This window comes from Microlunatus sp. GCM10028923 (assembly GCF_042666975.1).
GTDB lineage: Bacteria > Actinomycetota > Actinomycetes > Propionibacteriales > Propionibacteriaceae > Microlunatus.
Genome location: NZ_JBHTFF010000011.1, coordinates 218530 through 238832, shown reverse-complemented (window position 1 = coordinate 238832; position 20303 = coordinate 218530). Strand labels below are relative to the sequence as shown.

Below are 20303 nucleotides of genomic sequence, written 5' to 3'. Positions count from 1 at the left end.
TCGGCGGTCACCAGAAGTCGGCCCGCGGCTGACTCCGGTCCTCGGTCGCGACACCGATGTCGAGGAGGAGTTCGACCAGCTCCAGCCGGGTCGCGGCGTGGGCCGGGTCGTCGTACAGGTTGATCAGTTCGTCCGGGTCGGCGGCGAGGTCGTACAACTCCCCCTGCCGGCGCCGGTTCGTCGCCGGACCACCGTGGTGGACCACCAACTTGTGCTGCCCGTGCCGCACCATCGTGGTGTGCACCGGCGGGTCGTACGGATGCCCGGAGTTCCGGTACTCGCTGAGCGCCCAGTCCCGGACCGGCTCGTCGGTCAGCCCGGTCGCGCGGGGCAGCAGGCTGCTGCCCTGCGCCGCGGGCAACGCCGGTGCGCCGGCCGCGTCGACGATCGTGGCGGAAAGATCGATCCACTGCACCAGGTCGTCGATCACGGTGCCTTCGGCGATCCGCCCGGGATAGCGGATCAGCAGCGGGACCCGGACCGAGCAGTCGTACATCATCGGGCCCTTGAGCATCAGCTGATGATCACCGAGCAGCTCGCCGTGGTCGGAGGTGAAGATCACGATCGTGTCGTCGGCCAGGCCCTCGGCCTCCAGGGCGTCCAGGATCCGGCCGACCTCGTCGTCCACCAGGGTCACCATCGCGTAGTAGGCCACCTTGACCTGCTGCAGTTCCTCGGCGCTGTAGTCGGCGAAGCCGCGGGCGTGCCCGCCGTAGGACTCCTTGGACGCCTCGGTGAAGATGTCCGGCTTGGTGGCCAGTTCCGCCGGGCTGCCGACCGGCCGGCTCAGCTGCTCCGGGTCGTACCGGTCCAGGTATTCCTGCGGTGCACCGAACCCGTGGTGCGGGTCGAAGAAGTTGGCGATGAAGAAGAACGGCTGATCCGGCCGGCGACTCTCGGTGAGGAAGTCGATCGTCTCCTCCGCGATCCAGTGGCTGTAGTGCGCCTCGGTCGGCATCGAGTCGAACCCCAGCGGGTCGTCACGGTCGAGCGCCCGGCGGTACAGCTCCGGATGGACGGACTTCAGATAGCGGTGGTACGCGTTCTCCGACGATCCGCGGTACGGGTCGTGGGCCCAGCGGAAGACCCGCATCCCCGGCGGCGCGTACTCGGTCCGGCCCTTCATGCAGGCGGACAGGTGGTACTTCCCGACCAGGCCGCAGTCGTAGCCGGCGGCGGCCAGCGGCTCGGTGATCACCGTCGCGTCGTCGGGCAGCGCGACGCCGTTGGCCCAGAGCCCGTGCCGGTGCACGTACTGGCCGGTCATCAGCGACGCGCGGGACGGCGCACAGACCGGGTTCTGCACGTAGCACTGGGTGAACCGGGCGCCCTGCCCGGCCAGCCGGTCCAGGTTGGGCGTGTGGATCTCCGGGTTGCCGGCGGCGCCGAGCGCGTCGAAGCGCTGTTGGTCGGTGCAGAGCAGCAGGACGTTCGGGCGTTGTTGATCTTGGGTGTTGGTCACGACTTGACGGCTCCTGCGATTCCCTCGACGAAGTAGCGCTGCAACAGGATGAACAACAGGACGACCGGCAGCAGCGAGATCGTCGCGGCGGCGGCCATCCCGGACCAGTCGGTGGAGTTCTCACCGATGAAGGCGAGCATGCCGACGCTCAGCGTCCGCAGATCGGGCCGGGAGAAGGTGAAGACCAGCGGCAGGAAGAACGTGTTCCAGGTGGCCAGGAACGTCATCAGCGTGACGGTCGCCGTGACCGGCATGGCCAGCGGGAGCATCACCTGGAAGAAGGTCCGGAAGAAGCCGGCGCCGTCCATGATCGCCGCCTCCTCCAGCTCCTTCGGCAGCTGCCGGAAGTAGCCGAGGTAGAGCAGGATCGACGCGACGTGGGCGCCGCCGGACAGTGCGACGATCATGCCCCAGAGCGAGTTGAGCATGCCGAGCCGGGTGGCCAGATCCACCACCGGGATGATCGTGTAGCCGGCCGGGACGAACAGCGTCGCGACCAGCACGCCGAGAATGATCTTGCGGCCGAAGAAGGTGTAGCGGGCGAGCACGTACCCGGTCATCGAGCACCTGATCAACACCAGCAGGACGGTCGCGAACGTGACGATCACGGTGTTCAGCAGGTACTGCGAGAACCGGGCATCGACCCAGGCCCGCCGGAAGTTGTCCCAGATCGGCGACTCCGGGATCAGGTCGAGTCCGGAGCTGAACACCTCCAGCGGCGACTTCAGGGCCGCCGAGACCATCCAGAGGAACGGATAGATCCAGACCGCGACCATCCCGAGCAAGATCACCGCCGCGAACCAGTACGGCAGCCGGCGCAGCACCCGCCCGGATCGGGGCCGGCGCCCGGCCGGCGTCGGCGACGCGGCCGCAGCGCGGGCGGCAGTGGTGGTCGGCGCACTCATTTCGTGGTCCTCATCTTCTGTGCGGCGCGGATGCCGACCAGCTGGAACAGCCCGACGGCGCAGATGAACAGGCCGAACAGCACAGCGGCGGCGGAGGCGAAGCCGAGCCTCGGCGTGGTCGAGGCGAAGGCCGCCTCGTAGATGTAGATCTCCATCACCTGGGTCGCGTAGAACGGACCGCCGCCGGTCATCGTCAGCATCAGGTCGAACACCTGCAGGGTGGACTCCAGCGTGAGCAGCGTGATGATGATCAGGAACGGCTTCAGCAGCGGCAGCGTGATCGAGGTGAACATCCGCACCGGGCCGGCCTTGTCGATCGACGCCGCCTCGTAGAGGTCCCGCGGGATCGTCTGCAACGCCGCGAGCCAGTAGATCAGCGTGGTGCCGAACCACTTCCAGACGAACACCCCGACCACGGTCGGCAGTGCGGTCTTGGAGTCGCCCAGGAAGTTGATCCCCTGGTCCAGGAAGCCCAGCTCGAGCAGGCCGAGGTTGACCGGGCCGGAGGCCGGGTCGAAGACGAACTGCATCACGACGCCGACGATCGCGGTCGTGGTGACCACCGGCAGGAAGAACGCGGTCCGGAAGAAGCCCGACCACGGCATCCGCGGCGAGTTGAGCAAGATCGCCAGCAGCAACGCGAGCAAGACCTTGATCGGGACCGCGAACAGGGTGAACGTCACGGTGATCCGGAACGAGTTCCAGAACATCGGGTCGGCCAGCACCTCGGTGTAGTTGGCCAGGCCGACCCAGGTCTTGACCGCCTCGAAGCCGTTCCAGTCCAGGAAGGAGTACCAGTAGCTGCCGATGATCGGATAGACCGTGAACAGTCCGTACAGGACGATCGTCGGCAGCAGGAACACATAGACCATCAGCTCGGTGCGCCGGACCCGGCGGCGCCGACTGCCCGCCACCGCACGCCGCGGTGCGGCCCCGCCGATCGCGTTGCTCGGGATCCCGGTCACCGGGCGTCCCCGTCGACCGAGGCGGCGACCCGCGCCGAGCGATAGCTGTTGACGACCAGGTGCGTCCGGCCGGACGGACCCGGGTCGTCGTGGGTGGCCAGCACCTGGTCCCGGGGCAGCACGCCGCACCGGTCGGCCCAGGCCTGATAGGCGGTGATCAACTCCTGGACCAGGTCCGGATGATCGGCGGCGACGTCGGTCAGTTCGGTCCGGTCGGCGTCGAGGTCGTACAGCTCCCAGGGCCGGTCGTGCTTGCGGACCAGCTTCCACCGGCCGCGCCGGGCCGCGCTGTTGCCCTCGTGCTCCCAGAACAGTTCATGATCATCGACGGCCCCACCGCGCCAGGACGGCAGCATCGAGGTCCCCTCGGCCGGCGGCACCGGATGATCATCGCGCCGTTCCGGGTACTCGGCGCCGGTCGCCTCCAGCACGGTGGCCAGCACGTCGGGCAGCTGGTACGGATCGTGCACGGTGACCCCGCCGGACAGGCCGGCCGGCCAGTGCGCGATCAACGGCGTCGCGATGCCGCCCTCGTGCACCCAGTGCTTGTACTCGCGGAACGGCGTGTTGGACAGGTTCGCCCAGGGCTTGCCGTAGGACGTGTACGTGTCCGCGCCGCCCGGGACGATCTCGGGCGCGTTGCCGGTCCGGACGCGTACCCCGGCCGGGGAGTTCAACGGCGTGTGGATCGGCCGCGCGGGCAGCTCGTCGGCGTACCCGGGCGGCATCTCCTCCGCGCAGCCGCCGTTGTCGGACAGAAAGATGATCATGGTGTCGTCGAGCCGGCCGGTGTCCCGGAGGGCACTCACCACCCGGCCGATCGCGGCGTCGGCGAGTTCCACCTGAGCCGCGTAGACGGCCATCCGGCGGGCCTGCCAGTCCTGATCCGCGGTGTCCGCCCAGGCCGGCACCTCGGCATCCCGCTCCGACAGCGGCCAGTCGGCGTTGATCAGACCCGACTCCTGCTGCCGGGCGTGACGCTCCTCCCGGAGCCGGTCCCAGCCGGCCCGGTAGCGCTCGTGGTAGCGCTCGACCACGTCCTCCGGCGCGTGCAGCGGCCAGTGCGGCGCGGTCAGCGCCAGGTAGAGGAACAGCGGCTGCTCCGGCTCCGCGGCATGATGATCATGGACGTAGCCGGCCGCCCGCTCGCCGAGCTCGGTGGTCAGGTAGTAGTCGTCGCCCGCCTCGGCCGGCTGCTCGTCCTCGGTCAGGGTCGCCGGGTCGTAGTAGCTGGCCGCGCCGGCGACGATCCCGTAGTGGTGATCGAATCCGCGCCGGGTCGGCCAGGTCTCGTCGGGTTCCCGGATCTGGCCGGTCAGGTGCCACTTGCCGGACATCGCGGTCGCGTACCCCTGGCTGCCGAGGATCTCGGCCAGGGTGGCGCATTCCTGGGACAGCGTGCCGGGATAGCCGCCCGGACCGTCGTTGCGGGTGAGCACGCCGATGCCGGTCTGGTGCGGATGCAGCCCGGTGAGCAGCGAGGCCCGGGACGGCGAGCACCGTGCCGTGTTGTAGAACTGCGACATCCGTACCCCTGCGGCGGCGAGCGCGTCCAGGTGCGGGGTCTCGATCTCGGAGCCGTAGCAGCCGATGTCGGAGTAGCCGAGGTCGTCGGTGAGGATGATCACCACGTTCGGCCGGCGGGTCTGGTTGTCGGTCATGATCATTTCCCGGGCTCGGTGGTGTAGTCCTGGCCGCGCTGCCAGTCGGGGAACTTCCAGTCGTCGGGACTCGCCGTCACGCCCTTGCCAGCCAGCTGCTTGATCGCCCGCTCCCGCTCGGCGGTCAGGGCGTCCCGGTACTTGGCCAGGGCGGCACGCGCATCCGGCACGTCACCGGACATCACGCCGCCGACGATCTCACCGAGGCCCGGCTCGATCGACTTCATCGCCCCGGTCACCTTCGCGACACCGGGGTTGCGGACCACCGGGTCGGGCGCCAGGAAGTCGATCTTCTCGCACAGTTCGACCGACTGCTTGAAGGTCGGATGCACCTCCGCCTCGGCCACCGTCCCCGCATAGATCGCCGGCGCGTTCATCCCGGACAGCATCCGGATCTGGGCCTCCTTGCCGACCATGATCGACAACAGCTTGGAGGCCTGCTCGGCGACCTTGGACGTCTTCGACACCCAGAGCGTGCTGCCGCGCGGCACGTGGTTGATCACCGCCTGCGTCGACGCCTCCGGCACCGGGATCTGGGCGACGCCCACCTTGCTGGCGAACTCGCCGAAGTCCTGCGCCACCACACCGATGCAGTACGGCCCGTCGAAGAACATCCCGGCCGATCCCGCCGCCCAGCGGCCCCGGGCCGTCCGCGCGTTCAGCGACGCCGACCCCTCGAACAGCACGCCGTCGGCCTGCATCGCCAGCCACCAGTCGATCGCGGCCAGATAATGATCATTGCCGACCGTGTACTCGCCGGTCAGGATGTCGATCCCGCCGACCGACGGCGAGCCCGCCGCCTCGGCGAGCTGGTGGATCTGGGAGGCGATCCGGTCGGCGAACTGCAGCGGCGCGATCCAGCCCGCGGCGCCGGCCTGCTTGATCGCGCGGGCGGCGGCCCGGACCTCGTCGTAGCCGACCGGAGGCTTGGCCGGGTCCAGGCCGGCCTTGGTGAACAGCTCGGTGTTGAACCAGTTCTGGCTGTCGTGCATCCGCCAGCCGAACAACGGCAGCCCGTACACCTGGCCCTCGAAGACGTTGACTCCCTCGAGCAGGGTGCCCGCCGGCAGCGCCGACCGTACCTTGTCGTCGAGGGTGACCGGCTGAAACCAGCCCTGCTCCATCAGCGCGGAGGTCGGAGCGCCGACGCCGGCCAGCGTGAACACGTCCGGGAGCTGATTGCTCTGCTTGGCCAGCTGCAGCGCCTGGCCCATCTTGCCCGGGTCGTAGACCGCGTAGTCGACGGGCAGCCCGCCCTCGGCCGCGGCGAACTCGGCGAACAGCTCCTTCTCGACGTCCTGGGTCGGCAGGAACTGGTCCCACCAGACGATCTTGTCGGCGCTGCGCTCCTGTTGCGGCGCCGCCCCCGGCGAGCATCCGGCGATCAGGGACGCCCCTGCGCCGACGCCTGCGAGTCCGAGAAACGCCCGGCGATCGAGGCCAACCATTGCCCTCCCCCTCCGAAATTTGCCACGTGGCAAGCCGCAGTCTAGCGGTGCGGACTGGGTGCAACCACCCCGCCTCTCACTCCGAGACCCGCGATGACCGGCACGCTGGGAACGGCCGGGAGAACCCTTTTTGCGGGTGCGGACATACAGGGGTGTGGAAAGGAACCGCAATGTCGATTGACCAGCCGGGCCTCGACCCGCCTGCCGGATCCGGAGCGTCCCTGGCCGAGCGGCTGCGCCGAGGCTCCCGGGAGGCGATGGCGGAGGCCTACAGCCAGCACATCGATGCCATCTACAACTTCTGTTTTCGCCGGTCCGGCTCGTGGGCCACCGCTGAGGATCTGTGTTCGGACGTGTTCCTGACCGCATGGCGGCGGCACCGGGCCGTGCTGGCCAACGATGCCGGTTCGGTCCTGCCCTGGCTGTACGGGATCGCCACCAACGTCTGCCGCAACCATCTGCGCTCCACGCGGCGCGGTACGGCCGCCCTGGCGAAGATCCCCGCGATCGAACGCCCACAGCTCGACGACCAGGTGCTCGCTCAGCTCGCCGTCACGAGTCGGGTCCGGGACGCCCTCCGGCAGGTGGCCGAGTTGGCTCCCGGCGATCAGGAGGTGTTCGTCCTGGTCTGCTGGGAGGAACTGAGCTACAGCGACGCCGCCGCGGCCCTCGGGATCCGGATCGGAACGGTCAGGTCCCGGCTCGCCCGGGTGCGCCGGACCCTCCGTACCGCCGAGCGGCCACTCCCTGCACCCGCCAGCCTGCACAGCACCGACTAGGAGTTCCACCCATGTCCGAAGAACTCGCACCGCCACCCTTCCGCCGCGCCCCGGACGCACTCCGCGACCGGATCCGCGGAGAGCTGCGCCAGGCCCCACAACCCGGCCACCGACCGGCCCTTCTGGTCGTCGCGGCGGTGGCGGCCGCGGCCGCACTCGTCGCCGGCGTGGCCGGCGTCGCCGGCATCCGGCAACTGCAAGGCCCACCACGCGTCGCCGTCGCCCCGGCCGGCACGCCGAGCCCGACCGCCGAACCTTCACCGCGGCGGAGCCCACTCCCCGGCCCGTCCGGCACCCGGCCGATGACGGAGCTTGAGATCACCGCGGACACCAAGACCTGCCTGGCCGGTACGGCCAAGGACGACGTGATCACCCGCGCCGGCCGGGTCCGGGTGCTGCACGCCATGGTCGAACCCCCCATCAGCAACAGTCGGGACCTGGCGTCGCACCGGATCCTGCTCGTCGCCGACGACGCGGGCACCTTCAGCTGCCTGGACGGCCGGCGGGACTCCTGGTCCGACCACGGGCAGGATGACGACAATCGGCTCAATCCCGACGCGGCCGCGAGCCAGGATCCCAGCGGCTTCGGCACGTCCACCCTGTCCTGCCCGGATCGCGAGTCGGCGTCGGTCGAGACCCAGGTCCTGCTCCGCATCCACCAGGACGGGGCCGGATCGGCCCGGATCAAGATCAACTCCGGCCGGGAGTCCGTCGTCGCTCCGGTCACCGTCCCGGTGCGCAACGGTTGGGTCTATGCCGGGATCAAGATCACCGGCGCCGAAGCCTGGCAGGACCTCTCGATCACGGTCGAGGTCCTGGACCGCGACGGCGACCGGCTGCCCATCCAGCCCTACCAGCCCGGATCGACCAAGTTGATCAAGGTGCTGCAGCTCGCCGTCGAGTCCTGTTGAGGTCCGATCAGGACCGGTCCACCGTGCCGACCGTGCTCTCGCGGGCGATCAGGGAGTAGCCGACGGTGCGATGCAGTTCGGCGGGACGGTTGCCGGCCAGCTGATCGATGATCATCTCGACTGCGATGGCGGCGATCTGGTCCGCGTCGGCGCGGATGCTGCTGATCGGCGGCCAGCTGTACGAGACCTCGCGGATGTCGTCCCAGCCGATCAGGGCGACGTCGCCGGGCACCGAGAGGCCGCGCCGGCGCAGGGTGGCGAGGGCGCCGACCGCGACCAGGTCGTTGAAGCAGAAGACCGCGTCCGGCCGCGGCTCGCTGTCCAGCAGCCGTTCCATCGCGGCCTCGCCCTGGATCCGGTTGAACTTCTGCACCGACTCCTGCCGGACCGGCAGACCGGCCGCGGCGACGGCGCGCCGGTAGCCCTCGAACCGCTGCGAGGCCGTACCGCCTTCCCGGCCGGGCACGGTGCCGATCGCCGCGATCCGCTTGCGGCCCAACTCGATCAGGTGCTGCGTCGCGGCCCCGGCGGCGGCGATGTTGTCGACGCCGACGTAGGCGTGGTTGCTGCTCGGTTCGCTCCACTCGCCGAGCAGCACCAGGGGCGTGCCGTCCGAGGCGTCGTCGACCTCCGGGGCCCGCAGCCGCAGCGGCGACAGGATCAGCCCGTCGATGGCGTGCGGGCGCAGACCGCCCGCGATCAGCCGCTCCCGGTCGGCCTTGCCCTCGGTGATGTCGATCAGGATCGTGTAGCCGCGCGACTCCGCGGCCGTCGTGATCTTGGTCGCCAGGTCGGCGAAGTACGGCAGCGTCAGCTCCGGGACGGCCAGCCCGATGATGCCGATCTTGCCGGTCCGCAACGTCCGGGCGGACCGGTTCGGGATGTAGTTGAGCTTCTCGATCGCGGCCCGGACCCGGGCCACCGTCTCGGGCCGGATGTGCGGATAGCCGTTGATCACGTTCGACACGGTGCGCGGTGAGACACCGGCCTCGCGTGCCACGTCGCTCTGGCGTGCCTTCACCACCCACCTCCTCGAATCGACCACTACGCAGGTCATGGCAGAATATGTCGCCTTGCGCCCGGTGACGAAGTGGAGCCCGGGCGGGCAACACCGCTAAGGAGGCTAGAGATGGGCAAGACCGGCCGCAAGCGTCGGGCGCGGCGCAAGAAGGGCGCCAACCACGGGAAGCGCCCCAACGCCTGACCCGTACCCAGACAGAAACAGAACTTGAGCCTGTCGGAGTCCCGCCCAGCGGAACTTCGACAGGCTCAAGTCATGTTCAGGCCCGCGCGACGTCAGGTCTCGGACAGCTCCGAGATGCGGTTCATCACCTTCGACCGCAACTGGTCCGGCGCCTTGTCGTTGCCACAGCAGCGAGACACCAGGGCCTTCACCGCCTGCTCGACATCGAACCGCTCCAGGCACGGCTCGCAGGCCGCCAGATGAGTCCGGATCGCGTCGCCGGACGCGTCGTCCAGCTCGTGGTCGAGAAACTCATAGACCCGGGTCAGCACCTGCTCACAGTCGTGCTCGGCCGGGGTTTCCGATCCCGTCATGACTTGCCAGCCTCCTGCCGGATCAGGCCTCGCTCGACGGCGTAGTCGGCGAGGTGGCGACGCAGTTGCGTCCGGCCGCGGTTCAGCCGCGACATCACGGTCCCGATCGGCGTTTCCATGATCTCGGCGATCTCCTTGTACGAAAAACCTTCGACGTCGGCCAGGAACACGGCCAACCGGAAGTCGGGCGCCAGCTTCTGCAGCGCCTCCTTGACGTCGGAATCCGGCAGGTGATCAAGCGCCACCATCTCCGCCGACTTCAACCCGTCCGAGCTGTGCGACGCCGCACGGGCCAGTTGCCAGTCCTCGATCGACTCGCCGCCGGCGATCTGCGGCTGTCGCTGCCGCCGGCGATAGTTGTTGATGTAGGTGTTGGTCAGGATCCGGTACAGCCAGGCCTTCAGGTTCGTGCCCGGCGTGAACTGGTTGAACGACGCATAGGCCTTCGCGTACGTCTCCTGCACCACGTCCTCGGCGTCGGCCGGATTACGGGTCATCCGCAATGCGGCCGCGTACAGCTGATCGAGGAAGCCGAGCGCGTCCGCCTCGAAGCGGGCGTTCCGCTGCTCCGGCGTCTCTTCGCCCGGCGTCTCGGTCGCCTGATCGGCCGCCGTCGCGGGACTGGTCGGTATGGTCATCAGGTACGAGCGTACTGACGGGCGCTCCCGTTCCAACAACACGGCTGGCATCCACTCCTCCGAGGAACATCGACGTACCTCTTCGGCAACACCGCCGGCGGTGAGTTATTCCCGGCCGGCGGTCACGAAGTCCAGCACCTGCCGCTTCAGCTCGGCCCGCAGGTCGGCCGCCGTCCACTCCGCCGCCTTGGCGACCCGGTAGCCGTGGTCGACGCCGGGCAGCTCCACGATCCGTACCCCTGCGTCGCCCGCGGCCGCTGCCCGCACCTCGTCCGCACTGCCGAAGGTGTCCTTGGTCCCCTGCAGCACCAGTCGCGGTACGTCCGGCGTGAGCAGTTCCGGCGCCCGCGACTTCTCCGGCCGGCCCGGCAGATGCAGCGGGAAGGCCAGGCAGACCACGCCGCGCGCCCCGAGCTCGGTCGCGGTCCGGCAGGCGACCCGGGCCCCCGCGCTGCGCCCGCCGAGGTAGAGCGGCAGGTCGGCGAACTCCGGCACCGCCCGAAACGCCTTCAGCGCGGCCGTCCAGCCGACATCCAGCCGCGGCGGCGGCACCGCGATCTTGCGGCCAGCGACCCGCCACGGCTGCTCGAACCGGGCGACCGCGATCCCCTCGCCGGGCAGGAAGCCGGCCAGCAGCTTGAGATCCATCGCGTCGATGCCGCCGCCGGCACCGTGGCCCAGCACCAGCAGTGCCCGGGGCGACTCGGCGGGCGCGACGTGCAGCCGGCCCGGTCCCTCCGGGGTCGGGGTCTCGATGATCATGGTGTCCTTTTAGAGCAGTGGGGCCTGGTCGTCGTCGCCCTCGTCGTCGGCGAGCGGCAGCAGCAGGGACGGGTCATTGTTCTGCACCTTGTTGACCTGCGTCGACACCGGGTAGGCCTCGAGCTGCGCCGGATCCGTCACCGACAACAACTCCAGCGCCGCAGCCGAGTCGCTCTGCTTCGGGTCGAGCCAGGCGTCGAAGGACTCCTCGCCGATCACCATCGGCATCCGATCATGGATGTGCCCGACCGCGTCGGTGGCCTCGGTGGTGATCACGGTGCAGGTGCGCAGCCACGCCGTGTCGTCGTCGCGGTCCTTGGCCGGGTCCCGCCAGATCTCGTACAGCCCGGCCATCGCCAGCACCCCGCCGTCCGCGCGCCGGATGAAGAAGGGCTGCTTCTTCGTCTTGCCGAGGCCGGTCAGCGGCCGTCCGGACGCGGCCCGCGCCGCCTCCGGCAGGTACCACTCGTAGTAGCCGTCGGCCGGCAGCAGGCAGCGCCGGGCCGCGAACGCCCGCCGGAACGACGGTTTCTCGGCGACACTCTCGACCCGGGCGTTGATCAACTTCGCGCCGCCGGTGGCCGACTTCGACCAGGACGGCACCAGACCCCAGACCAGCGGTGCCAGCCTTCGCCGGGTCTCCCCGGTCTCCTTCGCCGTCCGCTCGAACACCGCCGGCACGGCCACCGTCGGCGCCACGTTGTAGTCCGCCTCGGGCAGCCCGTCGAAGATCTCGTCCACCTCGAACTCCGCCGCCAGGTCGTCCGAGCTGCGCGAGGTCGCATACCTGCCACACATGGTTCAGACGCTACCCCTCTGGTCCGACAGCGAGAACGCGCAGCGCGGCCACGAGTTCGTCGCCGGTCGGTGCCGACTCGGGGTCGAGCATGAGCTGCATGCTGATGCCGATCACGATGGCATGGACCAGCGAGCCGAGGGAGCGTGCCTGCGCGTCGTCCACCTCTTCCCGGGTCACTCCGAGTGCCAGGGCCGCGAAGTCCGACCGCGCACCGCCGTGAACCTCGGCCAGCGTCCCCCGGATCGACGGATCCAGGGCGGCCTTCGCCATCGCCTGGCAACTCGCCACCAGGATCTCGGGCTGGTCGGCGACCGCTTCGATCAAGGCGTCCAGGCAGGCGCGCAGTCGCTGGTCCGGCCTCGAAGCGGCGGCCGATTCGACAGCTCGGTCCACCAGCGCACCCCATTCGCCCTGAGCCTGGAGCGTCGCCGCGGTCATCAGGTCGTCCTTCGACCCGAAGTGATAGCCGATCGAGCCGAGATGCGCCCCGGCCGCCGCCGCCAGGTCGCGGGCCGTGGTCCTGTCGTAGCCCTTCTCGACCAGCAGCTTCCGCGCTGCAGCCAGGAGGTCCTCGCGCTGACTCATGACGCCATCGTAGGGAGCTTTTTGGACGTTCGTACGTCTTGACCACGAATTTGGACGTACGTACGATCTCGAGATGAATCCACCTAGGGCGACGGCTCGAACCTGGTGGGGCCTGGCCGCGCTGTTGCTCCCCGCCCTGCTGACCTCGATGGACGTCTCGATCCTGTTCCTGGCCGGACCGACGCTCGCCGAGAGCCTCCGGATGAGCCCGACGCAGTGGCTGTGGACCATGGACATCTACGGGCTGGTCATGGCCGGACTCCTGATCACGATGGGAAATCTCGGCGACCGGTTCGGCCGCCGCCGACTGTTGATCATCGGCGCGGCGATCTTCGGAGCCGCCTCCCTGCTGCTCGCCCTGGCCCCGAATGCGGAGACCCTGATCCTCGGCCGCGGCATCCTCGCCGTCGGCGGAGCGACGCTGGCGCCGTCCACGCTCTCGCTCATCCGCGACATGTTCACCGACGCTCATCAGCGCAGGCTCGCGCTCGGCGCCTGGACGATCGCCTTCACCGGCGGCGCGGTCGGCGGGCCGATCATCGGCGGGCAGCTGCTGGAACACCTCTGGTGGGGCTCGGTCTTCTTGATCAACGCGCCGGCCATGCTGCTCCTGCTGATCCTCGTTCCGCTCCTGGTCCCGGAATCGACGCCACGAAGGGGCACCCGCGTCGATGTCGCGGGCGCCCTGTCCTCACTGGTCGCGATCATCTCGCTGTCCGCGCTGCTCAAGACCCTCATCGGCCCGACTCTCGGTATCGCGACCTTGATCACCTTCGTCGTCGCGCTCGGCGCCGGGTGGTACTTCCTCGCCCGGCAAGGCCGATCGCCGGATCCCTTGATCAACCCGCAGTGGTTCCGGGAGCGATCCTTCTCGGCCGGCATCGGCGCCAACGCGATGATCGCGGCCATCACCGGCGGCATCGGCGTGCTGGTGTTCCCGTACCTCCAGACGGTGCACGGCCTGTCGCCCTTCTGGGCCGCGCTGTGCGGACTCCCGCCCATGATCGGTTCGATGCTCGGCGCGACGGCGGCGACGCGTCTCGCCAGGCACAGGCCGATCGCACCGCTCATCGTCACCGGCCTGCTCGTCGCCGCAGCCGGAACGGCCCTGCTCGCGTTCACCGCCACGCACGGATCACTGGTGGGCTTCCTGGCCGGCTACACGGTGTTGATCTTCGGCTGCAGCGGAATCGCTCCCCTGGCGAACTCACTCGTCCTCGCCCACCCGCCGCCCGACCGCGTGGGCGCCGCGGCCGGGATCTCCGAGTCGAGCAACCAACTCGGCACCTCGCTGGGCATCGTCAGCTTCGGCACGCTGGCCACCCTGGTCTACCGGCACGACCTGCGCGACGCCCTTGGCACCGAGAGCTCCGGGGCCGAACGGTCGCTTGCCGATGCCGTCAACCTGGCCCGGGCGTTGCCGGAGCAGCAGGCCCAGGCCCTTCTCGATCAGGCGTCGACCGCCTACAGCTCCGGGCTGACCGTGGCGACCCTCGTCGCCGGAGCACTCCTCGCACTCGTCGCGGCGGCCTGGATCGGCTGGCGACGGAGACGGGCTTGATCGTTGACGTACAATGAATGAAAGTTCACTCAACAGCCAGGAGGATCGACGGTGCCGCGGAGCGAGGCGCAGAACGAGGCGATCCGGGCGGCGACCCGGGACAAGTTGCAGGCGGCGGCGATCACGCTGTTCACGCGCAAGGGTTTCGCGGCGACCAGCGTCGGCGACATCGCGGGCGCGGCCGGGGTCAGTGTCGGGTTGCTGTATCGGCACTACCGGACCAAGGAGGACCTGTTCGGGGACCTGGTCGAGCAGGCGGCGACCGGGTTGGAGCGGGTCGCTGCGATGTTTCGGACCGAGGCACCGGCGGACGAGTTGATCTTGGCGTTCGCGACCGAGTTCCTGGACGACATCGCAGCCGGCGGGGCGACGCTCGAGTTCTATCTGCTGCTGCAGCAGGCGGTGCTCAAGGGACCGGACGACGCCCGGATCGAGGCCCTGCTGGACCGGCACCGGGAGTTGCACGGCGAGACCGTACGGCTGATCGAACGGGGTCAGCGGGACGGCACCTTCCGGCCCGGGCCGGCCGATGCGCTGGCCGATCTCTTCTACGCCGCTCTCGGCGGTCTGGCCCAGCTGCGGCTGATCCGCGGCGACCGGTTCTCCGGCCCGAGCCCGGAGCTGCTCACCACCTTCTTGATCAAGGAGCCCTCATGATCGACATCGTGCCCGCCCGCTCCCTCGGCGACGATGCCGCGCGGAGCGTCAGCGAGATCTTCGTTGACGGCTTCGGCCAGCACTTCACCGCGTTCGCGAAGGACCCGGCGCGCCTGGTCGACGCGTTCGCGCACACGTTCGTCCTGGACCTGTTCCACGTCGCGACTGTGGACGGTGAACCGGCCGGGATCGCCGCCTGCACCGACGGCGTGCAGGGCTGCGTCCGGTCCGACGTGGCGACCATGCGCCGGCACCTCGGGCTGATCCGCGGCAGCTTCGCGCACTGGGTGTTCACCAGCCAGTTCAGTGAGCCGATCAAGGATCCGCGGCCTCGGCAGGGCTCGATCGAGTTCGTCGCGACGGCGGCCCGGCACCGCGGCCGGGGTGTCGCGTCCGCACTGCTCCGGCAACTGCACACGCTCCCCCAGTACGACAGCTTCGTGCTCGCCGAAGTCGCCGACAGCAACGCCGCCGCGCTCAGCGTCTATCGCCGGCTCGGCTACGTCGAATACGACCGCAAGCCGGTCCGGCACGGCCGGTTCTCCGGGATCAACGCGTACGTGTCGCTGCGGTACGCCAAGGACTCACCGGCCGCCCCACTTGGCCGCGGTCCGGCGGCACGGTAGGAATGGGTCATGACTTTGCTTCGTGCAGCCGCCCGAACCCTGCTCGCCTCGTACTTCGTGGTCTCCGGGGTCAAGGCCGTCAAGGATCCGGACTCGCTCGTCCCCGCCGCCCAGCCGATCGCCGACAAGGTGGTGCCGCTGGTCAAGGACTACGCGCCGGACGCCGTCGCCAAGTACATCCCGGAGGATGCGGCGACCCTGATCAGGATCAACGGTGCGCTGCAGCTGGCCGGCGGGTTCGCCCTGGCCACCGGCAAGGGCCGCCGGCTCGGTGCGCTGCTGCTCGCCGCCTCGCTGGTGCCCAGCACGATCGCGAAGCACCCGTTCTGGACCCGGGACACCCCGGAGGAGGAAGCGGTCGACAAGGCCCACTTCCTCAAGAACGCCAGCCTGCTCGGTGGGGTGCTGCTGGCGGCCGGTGACACCGAGGGCAAGCCGAGCCTGGCCTGGCGGGCCCGGCGCGGCAGCGAGGCACTGGCCCGGGACACCAAGAAGTCGGGCAAGAAGGCCGCCAAGGAGGGCCGGGAGTTCGCCGAGGAGGCGCTGGCCAGCGGCGCCCTGCTGGCGGGCACGGTGGTCGCCGGGTCGCGGCGGGCCCGGAAGAAGGCCGCCAAGGATCTGAAGAAGGCTCGCGAGGTCGCCGAGAAGCAGGCGGTCGAGGCGCGCAAGGTGGCCGAGAAGCAGGCGGCGGAGTTCAAGAAGAACGCCGAGCGCGCCGCCAAGGACGCCAAGAAGAACTTCAAGAAGGGCCGGGACAACCTGGCCAAGGGCGCCGAGCAGGCCCGGGACGACGTCGCCAAGCAGGCCGAACAGGTGATCAAGGACGTCAAGAAGAGCGACGTCGCGAAGAAGATCAACAAGGCCACCGAGAACATCCACCTCGGCGAGAACTGATCATCACCCGCGGTGGCGGCCGCGGCAGGTCAACCGCGTAAACTCGCCCGCGTGTCCGCGACCCCGACCGCCACCTGGCCCGCACCGCTGGCCCCGGCCCCGATCCGGGCCACCGTCTCGGTGCCCGGATCCAAGTCCGAGACCAATCGCGCGCTGATCCTGGCCGCGCTGTCCGACGGGCCCTCCACGATCAGGTACGGGCTCGACGCGCGGGACACTCGGCTGATGCGGGACGCGCTGCGCACCCTCGGGGTCAAGATCACCGAGTCAGCGGACGAGTGGCGGATCGAGCCGCCGGCGACCTTCACGGCCGGCGGCACCATCGACTGCGGACTGGCCGGGACCGTGATGCGGTTCGTCCCGCCGGTGGCGGCGCTGGCGCCCGGCGAGGTGGCGTTCGACGCCGACGAGCAGGCCTACCGGCGGCCGATGGACGTGCTGCTGAACGCGTTGCGGGACTGCGGAGCGACGGTTCCGGACGAGGCCTCGACGCTGCCGTTCCGGCTGACCGGCCGGCCGGACCTGCCGGGCGGCGTGATCACCGTCGACGCCTCCACCTCGAGCCAGTTCGTCTCCGCCCTGCTGCTCGCCGGCGCCCGGTTCGCCCAGGGTCTTGATCTTCGCCACGACGGCAAGGACGTGCCGTCGCAGCCGCACATCGACATGACGGTGGCGATGCTGCGTGACCGCGGGGTTGCGGTCGACGACAGCGAGCCGGCCCGCTGGGTGGTCTCCCCCGGCCCGATCGCGCCGGTCGACGTCGACATCGAGCCGGACCTCTCCAACGCGGCGCCGTTCCTGGCCGCCGCGGCGATCACGGGCGGTACGGTCACCGTACCCAATTGGCCGGAGCAGACCCACCAGCCCGGTGATCATCTTCGGGAGATCCTGACGAGGTTCGGCGCCGCGGTCGGCCGCAACGACTCGGGACTGACCGTGATCGGCACCGACCAACTGCACGCGGTTGATCTTGATCTTCGCGAGGCCAGCGAACTGACCCCGGTGGTCGCGGCGATCGCGGCGCTGGCCGACGGCACCAGCCACATCCGTGGTGTGGCGCACATCCGCGGCCACGAGACCGACCGGCTCGCCGCGCTCGAGACCGAGTTGGACGCCCTCGGCGCCCACGTCAGCCAGACCGACGACGGGCTGACGATCCATCCGAAGCTGCTCGGCGGCGCCCTCTGGCACTGCTACGCCGACCACCGGATGGCGCATGCCGGTGCGTTGCTCGGCCTGGTGGTGAACGACATCGAGCTGGACGACATCGGCTGCACGGCCAAGACGATGCCCGAGTTCGCCGAACTCTGGCAGACCATGATCAACGACTCGGCCGACTAGACCAGGCTCCTGGCGCGGTTCATGATCGTCGGCAGGGCCCGGGCCAGGGCCGCGCCGACGGCGAGGATGCCGAACAGCGCCAGCAGCACCAGCACGGTCCGCGGCTGCGGGATCCGGACCAGTTCGAGCAGGCCGCCCGGATCGGCCACCACGTCCCAGGAATTGAACCGGAACACCCGGCCGATCACGATCCCGACCGCGCACAGAGCGTGCAGCGCGAGGTCGATGATGATCACCGACCGGCGGGACACACCCCGGGCGGTCAGCCAGCGCTGCAGCCGGACCAGGGCCACCACGTAGGCGCCGAAGCCGATCGCGAACAAACAGAGGTATTGCGTCAGCAGGGCCGCGACGAGCCAGGGATTGCCGTGCGCGACCGCAAGATCACCGGGCAGGTGCAGCACGTCGGTCAACACGTACGGCGCGTTCGGCAGGAACACGACGAACGCGGCGGCACCGATGATCAACAGCCAGACGGGACGCTCGCGCTTGCCGAAGATCAACCAGGCCAGCAGCAGCGGCACCAGGGCGAGGATCGTGTTCCAGGTCATCCAGAACGCGTTGCCCACCAGCAGAGACATGCCATGATGGTAGCCAGGATCGGACCCACCCCAAGGAGGTCGGAGAGATGAATCAACGCCCGGCCCACCAGGTGTCGACCTGCGGCCGATCAGCGATCGGATGACGACTCGCGGACTGCGGGACGACGACCACACCGGCTTCGACCGGCCTCGTCGGCGCAGCAGGCCCCGGACCAAGGACCGGCCGGACTACTCCGAGGCCGAGATCGGCATGATCATCACGATCGACCGCGGGCGCTACCGGGTCCTGGTCGACGGCCGTGAAGTGACCGCGGTCAAGGCCCGCCAGCTCGGCCGCAAGAGCGTGATCGTCGGCGACCGGGCCCGCGTCGTGGGCGACACCTCCGGTGAGGAGGGCACGCTGGCCCGGATCGTCGAGGTCGAGGACCGGACCACGGTGCTGCGCCGGACGGCCGACGACGACGACCCGTACGAGCGGCCGGTGGTCGCCAACGCCGACCAGCTCGCCATCGTCACCGCGCTGGCCGACCCGCCGCCGCGGACCGGGATGATCGACCGGATCCTGGTCGCCGGGTACGACGCCGGCCTGGAGCCGCTGCTCTGCCTGACCAAGGCGGACCTGGCCGCCCCCGACGAACTGCTGGCCGCCTACCGGCCGCTCGGCGTACCGAGCGTGGTGCTGGCGCCGGACAGCGACCTGGAGCCGCTGCGGGCGGCGCTGGCGGGCCGGGTCAGCGTCCTGGTCGGGCACTCCGGTGTGGGCAAGTCGACCCTGGTGAACCGGCTGATCCCGGGCAGTGACCGGGCGATCGGCCAGGTCAACGAGGTCACCGGCCGGGGCCGGCACACCTCGACGTCGGCGATCGCGCTCGCCCTGCCGGGCGGCGACGGCTGGGTCATCGACACGCCCGGCGTCCGTTCCTTCGGGCTCAGTCACGTCACCCCGGACCGGATCGTCGCCGCCTTCGGCGACCTGGCCGAGTTCGCCGCGGACTGCCCCCGCGGCTGCCACCACACCGCCGCCGACCCGGAATGCGCGCTGGATGCCGCGGTCGCCGACGGCCGGCTCGGCGCCGGCCGGCTGGAGTCGTTCCGGCGAATGATCACGACTGCATAGGAGGGTGGTGTCGGACGGTGGCCGTAGCGAGCAGGTGCCCGGGTGCGTGCATCGGGGCGCGCGAGGCGCGAAGGGCTACCGGGCCGTAACGCGAGCGCCTCGCGCGCCGCGAGGCGCGTGCCCGGGTGCCGCGCAGTAGGTCACCGTTCGACACCACCCTCCTGCACGGCGTGGTGGCGCCGGGGACTGTCGGCGGGTCACTAGTACGGTATGCCCCATGGCGGCGAGCATCCCCTCCCAGCAGAGTCTGACGGACGATCTGCGCTTGGCGCATCTGCTGGCCGATGACGCCGATTCGATCACGATGAGCCGGTTCAAGTCGCTCGATCTGCACGTGATGACCAAGCCCGACCTGACCCCGGTGACGGATGCCGACACCGAGGTCGAAGAGGTGCTCCGGCGCACGCTGGGCCGGGCCCGGCCGCGGGACGCCGTCCACGGCGAGGAGCTGGACGACACCGGCTGGGGTCCGCGGCGCTGGGTGATCGACCCGATCGACGGTACGAAGAACTTCGTCCGCGGCGTGCCGGTCTGGGCCAGCCTGATCTCGCTCATGGTCGAGGAGGAGGTCGTGGTCGGCGTGGTCAGCGCCCCGGCGCTCGGCCGCCGCTGGTGGGCCTCGCTCGGCAACGGCGCGTACACCGGGAAGTCGCTGATGTCGGCCAGCCCCTGCCACGTGTCGGACGTGACCAAGATCGAGGACGCGTCACTCAGCTACTCCTCGATCGGCGGCTGGGTGGAGAACGGCCAGGGCCAGGAGTTCGTCGACCTGCTGCGGTCCTGCTGGCGGACCCGTGCGTACGGCGACTTCTGGTCCTACATGCTGCTCGCCGAGGGTGCCGTCGACATCGCCTGCGAGCCGGAACTGGCCCTGCACGACATGGCCGCGTGTTCGATCGTGGTCGCCGAGGCGGGCGGCCGGTTCACCGATCTGGACGGCCTGCCGGGACCGAACGGCGAGGGCGCGTACGCCACCAACGGGAGGCTGCACGAGGCCGTCCTGGACCAGCTCAGACCCGATGACTACGAACCCGAGACCGAGGGCGCCGACGACGAGGAGGACGTGCCGGGCGCCTGAGGTGAAGTTGGCAGC

General features: G+C 69.9%; 22 protein-coding genes. 10 read left to right on the top strand and 12 right to left on the bottom strand.

The annotated features are described in order from the left end of the window. Positions 1–7: 7 nt before the first annotated feature. Genes ACFQU4_RS25505 through ACFQU4_RS25485 form a run of 5 tightly spaced genes read right to left on the bottom strand, consistent with a single transcriptional unit; the run spans position 8 to position 6441 of the window. Entirely contained in the window at positions 8–1462 is a 1455-nt protein-coding gene (locus ACFQU4_RS25505) for a sulfatase (protein ID WP_377497396.1), read from the bottom strand. After that, positions 1459–2367: a carbohydrate ABC transporter permease gene (locus ACFQU4_RS25500; protein ID WP_377497394.1), complete on the bottom strand. Its 909-nt coding sequence runs from the start codon at positions 2365–2367 to the stop codon at positions 1459–1461. Before ACFQU4_RS25500 ends, ACFQU4_RS25505 begins: the two co-directional genes overlap by 4 nt. Beyond that, a complete protein-coding gene (locus tag ACFQU4_RS25495; RefSeq protein WP_377497392.1) occupies positions 2364–3332 on the bottom strand; it encodes a carbohydrate ABC transporter permease in 969 nt (322 codons plus the stop codon). Before ACFQU4_RS25495 ends, ACFQU4_RS25500 begins: the two co-directional genes overlap by 4 nt. After that, positions 3329–4999 carry an arylsulfatase gene (locus tag ACFQU4_RS25490; protein ID WP_377497390.1) on the bottom strand — a complete coding sequence of 557 codons (1671 nt, stop codon included), beginning with the start codon at positions 4997–4999 and terminating at the stop codon, positions 3329–3331. The genes ACFQU4_RS25495 and ACFQU4_RS25490 overlap by 4 nt, the downstream gene beginning before the upstream one ends. Continuing rightward, positions 4996–6441 (bottom strand): ABC transporter substrate-binding protein, encoded by a 1446-nt coding sequence (locus tag ACFQU4_RS25485; protein WP_377497388.1) that lies wholly within the window; start codon positions 6439–6441, stop codon positions 4996–4998. The genes ACFQU4_RS25490 and ACFQU4_RS25485 overlap by 4 nt, the downstream gene beginning before the upstream one ends. Positions 6442–6611: 170 nt before the next feature. Here ACFQU4_RS25485 and ACFQU4_RS25480 point away from each other — a divergent pair, with 170 nt between their 5' ends. Together ACFQU4_RS25480 and ACFQU4_RS25475 are read left to right on the top strand one after the other, a co-directional pair. Next, entirely contained in the window at positions 6612–7220 is a 609-nt protein-coding gene (locus ACFQU4_RS25480) for an RNA polymerase sigma factor (RefSeq protein WP_377497386.1), read from the top strand. A gap of 11 nt (positions 7221–7231) precedes the next feature. Next, a complete protein-coding gene (locus ACFQU4_RS25475; protein ID WP_377497384.1) occupies positions 7232–8131 on the top strand; it encodes a hypothetical protein in 900 nt (299 codons plus the stop codon). A 7-nt stretch (positions 8132–8138) separates the two neighbouring features. Here the strand turns inward: ACFQU4_RS25475 and ACFQU4_RS25470 are convergent, their stop codons facing one another. Then, entirely contained in the window at positions 8139–9152 is a 1014-nt protein-coding gene (locus ACFQU4_RS25470; protein WP_377497382.1) for a LacI family DNA-binding transcriptional regulator, read from the bottom strand. Positions 9153–9260: 108 nt separating this feature from the next. On the opposite strand from ACFQU4_RS25470, the gene ACFQU4_RS25465 reads away from it, so the two are divergent. After that, positions 9261–9335: a 50S ribosomal protein bL37 gene (locus tag ACFQU4_RS25465; protein WP_369797015.1), complete on the top strand. Its 75-nt coding sequence runs from the start codon at positions 9261–9263 to the stop codon at positions 9333–9335. A 92-nt stretch (positions 9336–9427) separates the two neighbouring features. On the opposite strand, the gene rsrA is transcribed toward ACFQU4_RS25465, so the two are convergent. The 5 genes from rsrA to ACFQU4_RS25440 form a co-directional block, all read right to left on the bottom strand. Then, entirely contained in the window at positions 9428–9688 is a 261-nt protein-coding gene (gene rsrA, locus ACFQU4_RS25460) for a mycothiol system anti-sigma-R factor (protein WP_377497380.1), read from the bottom strand. Next, the gene (locus ACFQU4_RS25455; protein WP_377497461.1) at positions 9685–10326 is read right to left on the bottom strand and encodes a sigma-70 family RNA polymerase sigma factor; all 642 of its coding nucleotides are present in this window, start codon (positions 10324–10326) and stop codon (positions 9685–9687) included. The genes rsrA and ACFQU4_RS25455 overlap by 4 nt, the downstream gene beginning before the upstream one ends. A gap of 105 nt (positions 10327–10431) precedes the next feature. Further along, positions 10432–11088, bottom strand: coding sequence for an alpha/beta family hydrolase (locus ACFQU4_RS25450; protein ID WP_377497378.1), 657 nt, complete (start codon positions 11086–11088; stop codon positions 10432–10434). A 9-nt stretch (positions 11089–11097) separates the two neighbouring features. Continuing rightward, entirely contained in the window at positions 11098–11886 is a 789-nt protein-coding gene (locus ACFQU4_RS25445) for an SOS response-associated peptidase (protein WP_377497376.1), read from the bottom strand. A gap of 10 nt (positions 11887–11896) precedes the next feature. Next, positions 11897–12472: a TetR/AcrR family transcriptional regulator gene (locus ACFQU4_RS25440; protein ID WP_377497373.1), complete on the bottom strand. Its 576-nt coding sequence runs from the start codon at positions 12470–12472 to the stop codon at positions 11897–11899. Between the two features lie 73 nt (positions 12473–12545). Between ACFQU4_RS25440 and ACFQU4_RS25435 the strand changes: the two genes are divergently transcribed. The 5 genes from ACFQU4_RS25435 to aroA are packed head-to-tail and all read left to right on the top strand — an operon-like array spanning position 12546 to position 17551. Continuing rightward, positions 12546–14033, top strand: coding sequence for an MFS transporter (locus ACFQU4_RS25435; RefSeq protein WP_377497371.1), 1488 nt, complete (start codon positions 12546–12548; stop codon positions 14031–14033). 51 nt (positions 14034–14084) lie between these two features. Continuing rightward, positions 14085–14690 (top strand): TetR/AcrR family transcriptional regulator, encoded by a 606-nt coding sequence (locus ACFQU4_RS25430; RefSeq protein WP_377497369.1) that lies wholly within the window; start codon positions 14085–14087, stop codon positions 14688–14690. Then, positions 14687–15316 (top strand): GNAT family N-acetyltransferase, encoded by a 630-nt coding sequence (locus tag ACFQU4_RS25425; RefSeq protein ID WP_377497367.1) that lies wholly within the window; start codon positions 14687–14689, stop codon positions 15314–15316. Before ACFQU4_RS25430 ends, ACFQU4_RS25425 begins: the two co-directional genes overlap by 4 nt. Before the next feature lie 9 nt (positions 15317–15325). Then, positions 15326–16210, top strand: coding sequence for a DoxX family membrane protein (locus tag ACFQU4_RS25420; RefSeq protein WP_377497365.1), 885 nt, complete (start codon positions 15326–15328; stop codon positions 16208–16210). A 51-nt stretch (positions 16211–16261) separates the two neighbouring features. Then, positions 16262–17551 (top strand): 3-phosphoshikimate 1-carboxyvinyltransferase, encoded by a 1290-nt coding sequence (aroA, locus tag ACFQU4_RS25415; RefSeq protein WP_377497363.1) that lies wholly within the window; start codon positions 16262–16264, stop codon positions 17549–17551. Here the strand turns inward: aroA and ACFQU4_RS25410 are convergent. Continuing rightward, on the bottom strand, positions 17548–18132 hold the full coding sequence (locus tag ACFQU4_RS25410) for a DUF1361 domain-containing protein (protein WP_377497361.1): 585 nt from the start codon (positions 18130–18132) through the stop codon (positions 17548–17550). The genes aroA and ACFQU4_RS25410 overlap by 4 nt on opposite strands. Before the next feature lie 100 nt (positions 18133–18232). On the opposite strand from ACFQU4_RS25410, the gene rsgA reads away from it, so the two are divergent. Both rsgA and ACFQU4_RS25400 read left to right on the top strand, forming a co-directional pair. Further along, the gene (gene rsgA, locus ACFQU4_RS25405) at positions 18233–19210 is read left to right on the top strand and encodes a ribosome small subunit-dependent GTPase A (RefSeq protein ID WP_377497359.1); all 978 of its coding nucleotides are present in this window, start codon (positions 18233–18235) and stop codon (positions 19208–19210) included. A gap of 217 nt (positions 19211–19427) precedes the next feature. After that, a complete protein-coding gene (locus ACFQU4_RS25400) occupies positions 19428–20288 on the top strand; it encodes an inositol monophosphatase family protein (RefSeq protein WP_377497357.1) in 861 nt (286 codons plus the stop codon). The last annotated feature ends 15 nt before the right edge of the window (positions 20289–20303 follow it).

Bases quoted from the DNA above. Each gene is read 5' to 3' on its own strand.
- ACFQU4_RS25440 (WP_377497373.1), bottom strand. From the start codon at position 12,472: ATGAGTCAGCGCGAGGACCTCCTGGCTGCAGCGCGGAAGCTGCTGGTC.
- ACFQU4_RS25485 (WP_377497388.1), bottom strand. From the start codon at position 6,441: ATGGTTGGCCTCGATCGCCGGGCGTTTCTCGGACTCGCAGGCGTCGGC.
- ACFQU4_RS25435 (WP_377497371.1), top strand. From the start codon at position 12,546: ATGAATCCACCTAGGGCGACGGCTCGAACCTGGTGGGGCCTGGCCGCG.
- ACFQU4_RS25475 (WP_377497384.1), top strand. From the start codon at position 7,232: ATGTCCGAAGAACTCGCACCGCCACCCTTCCGCCGCGCCCCGGACGCA.
- ACFQU4_RS25490 (WP_377497390.1), bottom strand. From the start codon at position 4,999: ATGATCATGACCGACAACCAGACCCGCCGGCCGAACGTGGTGATCATC.
- ACFQU4_RS25420 (WP_377497365.1), top strand. From the start codon at position 15,326: ATGACTTTGCTTCGTGCAGCCGCCCGAACCCTGCTCGCCTCGTACTTC.
- rsgA (WP_377497359.1), top strand. From the start codon at position 18,233: ATGACGACTCGCGGACTGCGGGACGACGACCACACCGGCTTCGACCGG.
- ACFQU4_RS25445 (WP_377497376.1), bottom strand. From the start codon at position 11,886: ATGTGTGGCAGGTATGCGACCTCGCGCAGCTCGGACGACCTGGCGGCG.
- ACFQU4_RS25410 (WP_377497361.1), bottom strand. From the start codon at position 18,132: ATGTCTCTGCTGGTGGGCAACGCGTTCTGGATGACCTGGAACACGATC.
- rsrA (WP_377497380.1), bottom strand. From the start codon at position 9,688: ATGACGGGATCGGAAACCCCGGCCGAGCACGACTGTGAGCAGGTGCTG.
- ACFQU4_RS25450 (WP_377497378.1), bottom strand. From the start codon at position 11,088: ATGATCATCGAGACCCCGACCCCGGAGGGACCGGGCCGGCTGCACGTC.
- ACFQU4_RS25500 (WP_377497394.1), bottom strand. From the start codon at position 2,367: ATGAGTGCGCCGACCACCACTGCCGCCCGCGCTGCGGCCGCGTCGCCG.
- ACFQU4_RS25425 (WP_377497367.1), top strand. From the start codon at position 14,687: ATGATCGACATCGTGCCCGCCCGCTCCCTCGGCGACGATGCCGCGCGG.
- ACFQU4_RS25480 (WP_377497386.1), top strand. From the start codon at position 6,612: ATGTCGATTGACCAGCCGGGCCTCGACCCGCCTGCCGGATCCGGAGCG.
- ACFQU4_RS25400 (WP_377497357.1), top strand. From the start codon at position 19,428: ATGGCGGCGAGCATCCCCTCCCAGCAGAGTCTGACGGACGATCTGCGC.
- ACFQU4_RS25455 (WP_377497461.1), bottom strand. From the start codon at position 10,326: ATGACCATACCGACCAGTCCCGCGACGGCGGCCGATCAGGCGACCGAG.